We start from the raw sequence: 11,600 nt of genomic DNA, 5'->3' as shown, positions 1-11,600 counted from the left end.
GTTTCATATTATAAAGAAAAGAGCCGGATTTTCTTGAATTTACAAGGACTTCTGACTCTAAGTATTTTTTTCCTGGACAGTAAAGCTAAAATGGTTGTGGTATCGATGGCGCTCACACCGGATCAGGACAGAGCTTCAAATTATCCAGGGCCTGTTGAATTATTACGGGCAACCTGCTATTAACACTTTGTCTATTTAGTTCATACATTATAGTACGATTTTACTATACATAATATATGTGCTGCTTTAATAGACGTTTTAGATGTAATCTGGATTTAATGTAAATACCTTTATAGCAGATAAATAAAACGTTATAAGGCGGGTATCCGGAAACTGGGTCGCCTTTTCATAGAATCATATCATTTTTTGACTGCCTTCAGGTGCTAATAGTAAGCCATTCTCAAAATTCACACCTTGCCTGCCTGTCCCATATACTATTAATGTAGAACGGTATGAAAGGAGTCAATGAATATGAGAAACGAAGAATTTAAATGCAGAATAAGTTGTAAACCCAAACGTGAGTGTGAATGCGAATGCAAACCAAAACGTGAATGCGAATGCAAACCAAAACGTGAATGCGAATGCAAACCAAAATGTGAATGCGAATGCAAACGCGAGCGCAAACCAAAATGTGAATGCGAATGCAAACCAAAATGCGAATGCAAGCCAAAATGTGAATGCGAATGCAAACCAAAATGTGAATGTGAATGTGAATGCGAATGTGAATGCGAACATGAACGTGAATGTGAATGCGAATGCGAACATGAACGTGAATGTGAATGCGAACATGAACGTGAATGGTGAATATAAGAAATAATAAAAACCTGCTGGTAAGACTTAAAGGACAACAAAAGATGTTAATAATAAAAGCGGGCTTCGGTATTCCGGGCCCGCTATATTAATTAAACTATCACTAACATTTTGCTAAGTTCATAATAATCTGTTTTCATTTTACGATGCAAATACATAAAATCCTAATTCTATATTTTACCTTGCCATCGGCCAGCTTAAAAACAACACTTTATTGCTTTCTTTTCTTATAATAAATATGGAAAACAACGTTTTCCATATATTTGAGTACAGGAGTAAATCAATATGGATAACTATAATCAACATTTGTATAAAGATCGTTGTGATTGCCATGATAAATAGCAGACTCACGTTCATGAAGTTCAAGGCAGCGTACAGATATCAGAACGCGAAGAAGATCCCCATAATCATCGTTTTGCTACGTTTTCCGGTGAAGCAATCTTCAGACGTGGTATGCTTATCGAATTCATATAATCCATCTATCTGGCATTTTGGGTACCATTTGGGTACCACTTGCCATAAAAAAAGTCCAGGAACCCGCATAAACACTGGGGGTTCCCGAAACTGTTTGTTATTCGAATTCAATACCGCATGGTAAACTTTAACGTACACATATGATTATTTTCGTTCAAATTCTCCGCTCATTCCGCATACAATCAATAGCGATTTGACCTTTTGGGTGTCATTTGGGTGTCACTCAAACATAACACCTCATATAATATTAGCATTAAAAAAGGCGCACGCCGGGTATTTCCAGCGCGCTCCTTTTTGACATGAATCATATGTCTTTTGGCTTGGGTGATCCATTGATGGTATTTACAATTCTTGGCTCTTTATTGGGTACATATACAATCAGGTTGCTGAGATCGCAGTCCAATGCTTCGCAAATCAGATCCAAATGTTCTAAATTTACCCTTTCTACCATCTCATGGTACAGCTCCGAGATTGTTGTTGGCCGAATACCCGTTTTTCGAGCTAAATCAGCTTGTGTCCATCTCATATCACCCAGCCTTGAAGAGAGTAAAATTTTTATCATATGTCACTTGCTCCTTCCGTTTTAATCTACCACATTCTGTAAAAAAAGAATGAAAGTTGTTAGATTATAACGTATCGTGTTAGATTATAACGGAAGCTTGTATGAAGTGCTTATTTCGTCACATCAAAAATATTTCTACCCCATCAAGCACCTGATGGGAGCTGTACTACCAATATTGATGTTTGTGGATTTTTCAGAAATCCGGAAGCAAAGAAAGAGAAATCAGAATACAAAAGAAAAACAAGATGGTATGAGCAGTATTATGAAAAGTGAAGATTAGAAAAGATAGGCGGGCCCGGAATACCGGATACCCGCCTTGTATTAGCACAATTTACTCTCGACATATAATCAAACATGAAAGCACTATAATTTATTGTCAACTAATCCTTAAAAATAGTCATCACTACATTTACAATAATTACAATCAAGATAAGAAGAGCGATAGTTCCAAATCTTGCTTTTATAATATTTAACCAAGAAGCGTTAGTTTTAACTTTTTCTTCAATAATTATTGATGAAATGAATGCAATATATGCCAAATTGTTTATAATGTATTTTTTGATATTACCACCTAATCCTTATAATTTTTTGCATATACAGTAGTTTTAGCACTACCAATTACTGTTGCGTAATTACTATCGGCATAAAACTTACGTATAGTGCGTTCAACTGCTCGTTGCTGCAAAGTTACATTTGGTATTTTAGTCCATCTGAAAGAGACATCTTCTATTACATAAGTCCATTTAAGACTATTGTTAACAATATATCTTACTATTGCAGATATTGCAGTAACAGCTATTTAAGCATATGGCTGAATGTTAGCAGCACCTACTATAGCACTAATTGTTGCTGTAACAGCCGTAACGGTTGTTCCACCTATACTGTAAAAATATTTAAAAGTTCCATAATGCTCAAAAGTATCACTTACTGGCCAGCCTTCCCATGTTCCTCTTGGAGTAGGTGTATTCACTAGCTCAGGTTTATTACTGTTATTAAGGTCTAAAACGCAAATTGTTTCCTGCCCATTTTCAATAATATTGTCATTTATTTCCGAGCTAGAAAGCATATCTGCAAAATGTCCTAAAGTTTTTCCAGCTCCTGGAGACAGCCCTACACCACTTAAACATAAACGAAATTCGCCATCATCAATATCTTGCGTTTTTTTCGCCAATATTTCAACATAGGCTTCAAAAAGGATTAAGTAAGGATTATTTGAAGTTTAATGAATTGAAAGACGTATTAATTAAACAGAACCCAGATGTACAACCTGAAAAAATTCACAATTTTCTGCTAAATTTGTTAATATATCGGTATACAATTAGTAATGAAGTAGAAAAAATAGTGAGTATGCTTTGTCGCATTACATCAAAAAATGAATGGATTCACTCCTGAATCTTCATTATATCCTTTTTTATTAATATCAAGATCAAATTCATCAAATTTTGACATATACTTGTCTCCTTTCAATTTACATATTTTTATTATTAGTATGATTATCTTACGTAGTACAAGGGCATCGCCTTCCTTCTATATATATCTTATCAATAATGAAAATCTATTTTTTCTGTAGCTGAACTATAAAGTAAAATATCGTAACACTGGCCAATAATATTATAAGACCAATTACTATATTTGCTTTCATTAAACCCAAATCATCTAAGCTCGTATGGAATAAAGTTTCAAGTATTCTTTTATTAATTTTATATTCAGTTATTACACTATAGAAATTATTCATCCCATGAATCAAAATTGGAATCAAAATATTTCTTGTCTTATGATAAAAATAGGAAATAATTATTCCCATAGGAAAGACATATAAAAAGCTTCCCCACCAGCCGTGGGATACTGCCCATATTAAAGCTGAGAAAAAACATGCTCTTTTTACTCCTAATTCCAATTCACATTGGTTAAATAAAATCCCACGATAAAAAAACTCCTCTAGAATAGGACCTATAATACCAATATACAACATTAAAAAGGGGCTTGTTTTTACGGCTTCAATATATTCGGGAGTTCCAAATCCTAATCTGGCAGCTTCTGCTGCTACGTAAGGGATCAAATAAGGCCAATGATCAAATAAATTAAAAGCTACTCCTAATATAATGCTAAGGAACATAATGAAAAGCCAATATATACTAATTTTTGCCTTGTTAACAGAGAAAGTTAATTGAAACTTCCTTTTATAATATAATATCGATATTACCAAGGAAAGCCCAATTGAAATAATTGGATATGTTAACCTAACTACAAGGCTATTCTCAATGCCAATATGGAAAAAGAAAATTTTTGAAAATATAAAATATAAGATAACTACCAAAACTACCGGAAAATAAAACCGCACTTTTTTCATCATTTCATTATGTATAGCATTAAAATCATACTATATCTCCTTCCCTCTTTGATTCACCATTGAATAGGAGTTTACAATTTCCAACTACACGAAAACGCATGAATGAACAATGAGACGCCAAGGCTGATATACTTCCTGTGTTGTAATCTACTATGGACGATTTTGATGCTGGTATTTCGAAATGAATTTATCCGTATATTTATGGCGGTAACAGATGAAATTTATCAGATTGCACCGTTCATTATGAGAAGCTATGGACTTTCTTTTATCTTACTTCCGTTGAATATCTATTCAACTTACTATTTTCAATCCATTATGAAGCCTGGCTCTTCCTTTTTCATCTCAGTAGCCAGAAGTCTGGTTGTCAGTGGCGGTTTAATTTATCTTCTACCGGTTATGTTTGGAGCTGAATCGATTTGGATGGCAATGCCAGTCACTGAATTGGTTATCGCAGTTATAGTGGTCATCATGATATATGGTTATACAAAAAATTTATCAAAGGAGACATAAGATTAACATGATTACAGGGCCCTTTTGGTGAATAACATATGAATGTGAGTACACTATAATATATCCGATGACTCCATGATTGTTCCATAGCTTACTGATCAGACTACTAATCCTGGCCAACGTAATGTACTTGTCAGTAATATAAAAATAATTTTAAGGTTCCAAAGCATTGGCAATCACCCATTGGCTAGATGTAACATCTATAGAACGAAAATCTTCATAATGATAAGGTTTTTTTATTGCAATTGCAACAATGTTATGCAAACCCGCTTCATCAAAAGAAATATTAATTGGTATAAGTCCAGTGCTTTTAGCATCCAATTTAATATAAATTACATTTTTCTTTGAAATAGGCACCGGCTTCCAATCTGCTAATAAAATAATCGCATACTCTTCTTCAGTCTCCTGCCTATTACCAACCGATATAATAGCTTCTTTTGATTCGTTTAATTCTTGATCATACGATGTTAATTCAAACATACTATTATTCCTCTTCTCTTGTAACAGTACAGGTCTTTCAGCTCCATTGACTAAAGATACATCTGTATATTCGTATTCTTTTATTATCTTGTCATCACCCAAAATAGCATTACACCTTAAATAAAGTACGTCTTCGAATTTTATGTTATCGCTTGACTTGGGTAAGTTTTTATTCGGATTAAGAATAATAAGAAAAATTATATCATTTATTCCTGCATTAAGATTATTAATTTTTATCGGTATCTGTATATCAGAATTTTGAGCAATTAGAGCTGTAAAGGAATTATAAGTTTCACCTTCAACCTCATAATTTACCTGTTCAAAATTAACAAATGTCAAAAGAGTATATTCCATATCCGTATCTATAAAATTAGCTATATTTATAAATTTTTCCAGTGAATTCTCTTTTAAATAGTAGGTAAATCCTGTTTCAATTTCACCTTCTTGATTTAAAATAGAATAGCTTACATTATCTCCGGCCTTAGAAACATCTAAATATTTTATGTTATCTTTGTTCTCTATGCTAGGATCAAATTTTGTGTATTTTGATTTGGAAGTATTAGAATTTAATCCGCATGAAACTAAAAATGAACAGATAATTATTAAGACAATAAGTTTTTTCATCTTTATCCTTTTCTAGGAGAATGAGCATGTCATGTAAGACTGGCATGCTCATTCTCCTAAACTCTAATTAATGAATATTCTTTGTAACATACTTTGTTGAATCGGCATAACCCGCATTTTTGAAAGTATGGGTACTCTTAGCGGTTTTCAATTGTGATGCAGCGCTACCATCATTCAAGTACAAAGAAAGATTACTCGTGTTAGTATCACTTGTGTCATCATAGGATCCCCCACTCGTTCTTTTGATATCAATTTTGAGATACATATAGTCAATAGGATGTGATTCACTTGGGTTTCCAGTTACAAAGCTACTTGATTCAGCATTTGCATCTACCCCTTGAATTAATCCAGCATCTACATCCAATGACCAGCCATAAGATAAAGGTACCTTCCTAAATAACGGATTTATTGGCTTTGCCTCTTCTGTTTCATGGACACTAATTACTCGAACTTTAGGTCCCACTATAGAAGATTCTGATTTTTCATTTTGTGCAAAGACAGATACCGACATAATTGATGATAATACCGTTGCTAAAAATAAAACTCTTCCTAATTTCTTCATAAACTGCCTCCTTTTTCTCAAATCCCCTAGTTGCAATCTTGCATAATCACTTCTGCATTGGACCTTACCTCCTCTTTATTATTTAACCTGATTTATTTATGACAACTCACTATCGTTTCTCAGTGCAATTACTATATTCTCATGATACTTATCTGTACAAGTATAGTATACAGTAATATCACTTAAATATATATTTTTGTAATTTTCGTCACTTTTTTCTTCTTAAGTGTAACTTTTTTTATTATCAAAATAACTTTAATATTTTTGTTTATTCTGCTAGTCCCAGATACTCCAATGCGCCATCCTGATCCGGCGTGAGTGTTATTATTTAAGCTGTCACTACCAAATGCTGAGTTGTTAAATTCTGTTCATCCTTAGTATAAAAATTGATATTTTCATGACTTTTCAATGTCCTCTCCAATGTCTTGCTTGAATAATCTTTTTGAGCAGGATATTGAATAACTTGTCGGTATAAAACATATAAAATTTTAATTTCCTCTCGAATGATTCCGCAATTATTTCAAGGGTATTATCTAAAACAAGGTCTGCAATCTCAATATATTCCTTAGGAGCTATAGGCAAGTGAGTTATTGGCTCAGTTAGTTCAATTTCTATCTTCATTCCCTTTTTCCTTGCACTATCAAATTTTACAAAGAGGTACAAGTGCAACTCTATATTTACAACATAGTTAAGTGTTCTGCATACACGCATTATTTTTCCGCCTTAGTTTTTCTTAAATAATATCATATTATATATTATTTTTATATTAAAAAATCCCGATATGCAGCACTCCATTGGCATCAGTCACATACAATGCGCATTCCAGATCATGCCAAGCTCTTGGTTCAAAGTAATAATCCTTCCCATCAATTACCTGCCAGTCAGTGACTGCATATCCGTCCGGGTTAAAATAGTACTTGTGGCCGTTGATAATCTTCCAGCAGGATTTATAATTGGAAGTCTTGGAATCAGCATACCACTAGCCATTGTTATCATAGTTCCAACCCGGAGTATAAGCCATCAGAGCAGCCTTAAACGCGTCCCAGGTATGCTGTGTATGGCTATAGACGTAAGGGTTCGGGCAAATCTTCTGGCGGATTACCCGGTCCACAGAGATGTTGTACTTCGCCATCAGTTCCTTGGTCAGTTCAATGGCCCCCTGCACTGTAGCCTCCTCAAAGTACCAGTCCCGGCTTGTGTCGGCCTGGCTTCCGCTATTTCTTACACACATTTCAATACCAATACTGTTCTAATTTCTGCATTCCGGGTGCTTGTATGAGGATGCCCCGCAGTGCCATGCAATGTCCTTTTCCTCAACTGACTGCCATACTTCTCCGTCAAACCCAACATAATAATGCGCGCTGGCTCCAATGTATTGGGAAGCGTAATATTTACAGTTTGCTTCCGCGCCCCCCCCCGGAGCTCCAACATAATGGATCACGATATACTAGATACGATTCGTGGTACCAGAGGTAAAATTATAAGATGTAAGTAATTTATTGATCTGCATATTAATCCTCCTCAAAAAAACAGGCCCAGGGTTATCCCGAGCCCGAAAAGTTGTGACATTACAACTTGTTGCGATATCGCAACAGTATTTTTATTTGTTGCCAACTGCCCAGCTACCATCATGAAATGATGCCGATATTCCATGTTAGTTATTACTTAAGCTGCCTATACACCTGATCTGCACCCGTAGCGGCCAAACCAGATACAATTCCAACAGCTACAGCAGTGATGATATCCTGTGCTGGAAAATCAGGAATGGTATTCATTCCTACAGCTCCAATAATTCCACCTAAAACACCGCAAATCACTGGCAGCCACTTATTGTCTACTGCCGTTGCCTTTACTCCTAATGCTGTTAAATAACAGATTACCGTGATTCCTACTACGCTCGCTATTCCAAAATCCATATAAAGTTCCAGGGCAAGCAATTTCTTTCCTCTTTCCGTTCCACCTCATCAAATACTATTCTCCTGGTCACACCGTTCCAACCTCTGAGTGTCAGCGTATCAAAATAGGCTCAGAGATACCGTGGCTAGGATCAGGTGCTGAGCCAGCTGGTTGTTCTGTATGGGGAACGGCTGAGCCTTTATTTATAGAAAGGAAAATGGCCGGAAACAATTTCCGGCCACCTCATTCATTCGGCATTAGTAGTAAACAGAAGTGTCATTCAAAGTCCCCAAACTACATATGCACTATTAGATGACTTCAAAGCTATTAATGGTCCAGCAATATCACTGCAATAGTGGCAGCGGCGTTGGAGGGGGTTCCCGCTGGGGTGTTATTTAACGGCACAGAGAGGTGAGCCCCCGGTTGGTTGTTTACGATAGAGATAGTATCATGAAAAAGCAGATTTACTATTACTCCTCCTGGAATGACACTGGTAAGATCGTTCTGACCCTCTCCTATCACGTAGTTCATAACTGGGATTTTTTGTCCATTAATGGCTAATACCATCGATAGAGCCCCTTCGTCGGCTGTTGACCAGGCACATGAAATAAAATAGAATCCGTTTGCAAAAACCTGAATTTCTGTTCCGTTAGAAATCAGTGCGAAACCTCCATTATTAAACCTTTCCGTCAGTGTTACTTTATCCCCTGCTCCCAGAGTTTGATCCAGTGCGTAGTAATATGCGACTTCATTAGCCCCTCTCTCGCCTTGGATACCCGGACCACCTTGTGGACCTGTGGGGCCGGTGATCCCGGTTGCAGGCCCCTGCGGTCCCGTTGGCCCAACGGGTCCTGTGGGGCCTGTGGCACCCTGTGGACCCGTTGCACCGGTTGGGCCGGTTACTCCCATTGTTCCGGGAATTCCCTCGGGCCCCACAGGTCCTGTGGGGCCGGTGGCACCGGCAGTTCCCTGTGGGCCCTCAGGTCCTGTGGGACCGGTAGAACCAGGGATTCCTTGGGGCCCCGTGGGGCCAGTAGAGCCGACTGCCCCCTGCGGACCCGTGGGGCCGGTTGGGCCGGGGATTCCCTGTGGACCTGTAGGTCCAGTGATGTTGCAGCAGCATCCACATCTACATTTATTCTTACAAGAATTTTGGTCACAGGAGAGAGAGCAAGCGCGATAGATATTCATTTGATCTTTTGAACAATTATCCATATGATCTCCTTTTATATACATTAGAATTTAAGTGCATGTTATGATGAGCAGATTATTTCTGCTATTTTGTATCTGTAAGCATCTACTTTATATCTCTTGCCCCAATCAGCCTTTGCGCTGCCTGAGACACCTGAATTGTTCTTAACGCCTACTAGTAGAGCAGATATATCACCTGGCAATATCAGCCCTGTTGATTACCGAGATATATTAGTGAGATTGTGGCTGCGGCATTTGCCGGGGTTCCCGCAGGGGTGTTATTTAACGGCACAGAGAGGTGGGCTCCCGGTTCGAAGTTTATTATTGAGATAATATCATGAAAAAGCAGCCTTACTATTAACCCTCCCGGAATGGCACTGATAAGGAAGTTTTGAGCCTCTCCTATTACGTAGTTCATAAATGGGATTTTTGCATCATTAATAGCTAAAACCATTGATAAGGCCCCTTCGTTGGCTGCCGACCAGGCGCATGAAATAAAATAATATCCTGTGGTTCCAACCTGTATTCCTGTTCCGTTATCAATCAGAGTGAAAAAACCATTATTAACACTTTGTATCAACGATACCTTCTCTCCCGCCTCCAGAGTTTGGTCAGGCGCGTAGAAATATGCGAAAAATCGAGCCCCACCCCCACCAGGACTACCTGGGGGGCCAAACGGACCTTGGGGGCCTGTAGGCCCGGTTGCAGATCCCTGCGGCCCCGTTGGCCCAGCGGGGCCTGTGGGGCCTGTGGCACCCTGTGGACCCGTTGCGCCGGTTGGGCCGGTTACTCCCATTGTTCCGGGGATTCCCTCGGGCCCAATAGGTCCTGTGGGGCCGGTGGCACCGGCAGTTCCCTGTGGGCCCTCAGGTCCTGTGGGACCGGTAGAACCAGGGATTCCTTGGGGCCCCGTGGGGCCAGTAGAGCCGACTGCCCCCTGCGGACCCGTGGGGCCGGTTGGGCCGGGGATTCCCTGTGGACCTGTAGGTCCGGGGATGCAGCAGATGCATCTGCATCCGCAATTACTCTTACATTGATTATTGTTACAGGAGAGAGAGCAATCGCAGATATTTATTTGGTCTTTTGAACAATTATCCATATGATCTCCTTATATACATTAGAAATTAAGTGCATTATGATGAGTAGTTTATTTAGGCAATTGTGTAAAGAGATATCTGCTCTATTATTTAATTACCGATAAATATTACTGCGATTGTGGCAGCAGCATTTGAAGGGGTTCCCGGGGGGGTGTTATTTAGCGGCACAGCCAGGTGGGTTCCCGGCGCGTAGTTTACTATGGAGATGGTATCGTTAAAATTCATTCTTACTATTACCCCTCCTGGAATGACACTGACAAGGTCGTCTTCCCCTCTGCCTATTACGTAGTTCATAAACGGGATTTTTAAACCATTAATGGCTAATGCCATCGATAACGCTCCTTCGTCAGTTGACGACCAAGCACATGAAATAAAATAGTATCCGAACCCTGCAACCCTTATTTCAGTCCCGTTATTAATCAATGTGAAAAGTCCATTAGTAACACCTGTAATAAGGCTTACCTTATTTCCCGCTTCCAGTGTCTGATCCAGTCCATAGAAATATCCGACATAACTAGAACCTGGAACACCCGATAGACCTACCGATCCTGTGGGACCTGTGGGACCTGTGGGACCGCCTGGAGCCCCCTGTGGACCCGTAGGACCAGTGGCACCGGTAGCGCCGACAGTTCCCGGTGGGCCTGTAGGGCCTGTTGCTCCCGTGGGACCGGCTGGCCCCTGAGGACCCGTGGGGCCCGTTGCGCCGATTGCACCCGCAGTTCCCGGTGGGCCTGTAGGGCCGGTTGCCCCCGTGGGGCCGGTCAGCCCCTGAGGACCCGTGGGGCCGGTGGCACCGACGGTTCCCTGTGGACCCGTGGGGCCGGTGGCACCGGCTGGTCCCTGAGGACCCGTGGGGCCGGTGGGCCCGGTTATGCAACAGCATTTTCCGCATCTGCATCCACAATTACTCTTACATTGATTATTGTTACAGGAGAGAGAGCAATCGCGACAGATATTTATTTGGTCTTTTGAACAATTATCCATATGATCTCCTTTTATTTACATTAGAATTTAAGTGAAGTTATTGAACGCTCTATTCCGATT

12 protein-coding genes and 2 pseudogenes are annotated in these 11,600 nt (G+C 39.3%); 3 read left to right on the top strand and 11 right to left on the bottom strand.

Going from position 1 to position 11,600, the window contains the following annotated elements; translation table 11 throughout:
- Positions 1 to 517: 517 nt before the first annotated feature.
- Both BMW45_RS27835 and BMW45_RS28970 read left to right on the top strand, forming a co-directional pair.
- The gene (locus BMW45_RS27835; RefSeq protein ID WP_166433356.1) at positions 518 to 817 is read left to right on the top strand and encodes a hypothetical protein; all 300 of its coding nucleotides are present in this window, start codon (positions 518 to 520) and stop codon (positions 815 to 817) included.
- A gap of 347 nt (positions 818 to 1,164) precedes the next feature.
- A pseudogene (locus BMW45_RS28970) lies at positions 1,165 to 1,284 on the top strand (YmaF family protein); the annotation flags it as partial.
- A gap of 304 nt (positions 1,285 to 1,588) precedes the next feature.
- Here the strand turns inward: BMW45_RS28970 and BMW45_RS14055 are convergent.
- The 3 genes from BMW45_RS14055 to BMW45_RS14045 all read right to left on the bottom strand — a co-directional run bounded on the left by BMW45_RS14055 (position 1,589) and on the right by BMW45_RS14045 (position 4,199).
- Entirely contained in the window at positions 1,589 to 1,846 is a 258-nt protein-coding gene (locus BMW45_RS14055) for a helix-turn-helix domain-containing protein (protein ID WP_092244711.1), read from the bottom strand.
- A 799-nt stretch (positions 1,847 to 2,645) separates the two neighbouring features.
- On the bottom strand, positions 2,646 to 3,017 hold the full coding sequence (locus tag BMW45_RS14050) for a hypothetical protein (protein WP_166433355.1): 372 nt from the start codon (positions 3,015 to 3,017) through the stop codon (positions 2,646 to 2,648).
- 384 nt (positions 3,018 to 3,401) lie between these two features.
- Entirely contained in the window at positions 3,402 to 4,199 is a 798-nt protein-coding gene (locus BMW45_RS14045; RefSeq protein ID WP_092244704.1) for a CPBP family intramembrane glutamic endopeptidase, read from the bottom strand.
- A 162-nt stretch (positions 4,200 to 4,361) separates the two neighbouring features.
- Between BMW45_RS14045 and BMW45_RS14040 the strand changes: the two genes are divergently transcribed.
- Positions 4,362 to 4,706, top strand: a complete 345-nt coding sequence (locus tag BMW45_RS14040) for an MATE family efflux transporter (protein WP_092244701.1) — start codon at positions 4,362 to 4,364, stop codon at positions 4,704 to 4,706.
- 153 nt (positions 4,707 to 4,859) lie between these two features.
- Here the strand turns inward: BMW45_RS14040 and BMW45_RS14035 are convergent, their stop codons facing one another.
- The 8 genes and pseudogenes from BMW45_RS14035 to BMW45_RS28730 all read right to left on the bottom strand — a co-directional run bounded on the left by BMW45_RS14035 (position 4,860) and on the right by BMW45_RS28730 (position 11,540).
- Positions 4,860 to 5,810 (bottom strand): outer membrane protein assembly factor BamD, encoded by a 951-nt coding sequence (locus tag BMW45_RS14035; protein ID WP_092244698.1) that lies wholly within the window; start codon positions 5,808 to 5,810, stop codon positions 4,860 to 4,862.
- Positions 5,811 to 5,877: 67 nt separating this feature from the next.
- The gene (locus BMW45_RS14030) at positions 5,878 to 6,372 is read right to left on the bottom strand and encodes a hypothetical protein (protein WP_092244696.1); all 495 of its coding nucleotides are present in this window, start codon (positions 6,370 to 6,372) and stop codon (positions 5,878 to 5,880) included.
- A gap of 405 nt (positions 6,373 to 6,777) precedes the next feature.
- Positions 6,778 to 7,083: a hypothetical protein gene (locus tag BMW45_RS14025; protein WP_092244693.1), complete on the bottom strand. Its 306-nt coding sequence runs from the start codon at positions 7,081 to 7,083 to the stop codon at positions 6,778 to 6,780.
- Between the two features lie 55 nt (positions 7,084 to 7,138).
- Positions 7,139 to 7,882: pseudogene (locus BMW45_RS28965) on the bottom strand (N-acetylmuramoyl-L-alanine amidase).
- Positions 7,883 to 8,033: 151 nt separating this feature from the next.
- The gene (locus tag BMW45_RS14010; protein ID WP_092246497.1) at positions 8,034 to 8,288 is read right to left on the bottom strand and encodes a phage holin family protein; all 255 of its coding nucleotides are present in this window, start codon (positions 8,286 to 8,288) and stop codon (positions 8,034 to 8,036) included.
- Between the two features lie 307 nt (positions 8,289 to 8,595).
- Positions 8,596 to 9,483, bottom strand: coding sequence for a collagen-like domain-containing protein (locus tag BMW45_RS28740; RefSeq protein WP_278320791.1), 888 nt, complete (start codon positions 9,481 to 9,483; stop codon positions 8,596 to 8,598).
- A 181-nt stretch (positions 9,484 to 9,664) separates the two neighbouring features.
- A complete protein-coding gene (locus BMW45_RS28735; protein ID WP_092244690.1) occupies positions 9,665 to 10,558 on the bottom strand; it encodes a collagen-like domain-containing protein in 894 nt (297 codons plus the stop codon).
- Between the two features lie 88 nt (positions 10,559 to 10,646).
- On the bottom strand, positions 10,647 to 11,540 hold the full coding sequence (locus tag BMW45_RS28730) for a collagen-like protein (RefSeq protein ID WP_092244687.1): 894 nt from the start codon (positions 11,538 to 11,540) through the stop codon (positions 10,647 to 10,649).
- Between the last annotated feature and the right edge of the window lie 60 nt (positions 11,541 to 11,600).

This window comes from Lacrimispora sphenoides (assembly GCF_900105215.1).
GTDB lineage: Bacteria > Bacillota > Clostridia > Lachnospirales > Lachnospiraceae > Lacrimispora > Lacrimispora sphenoides_A.
This window is presented reverse-complemented; position numbering and strand designations above follow the sequence as displayed.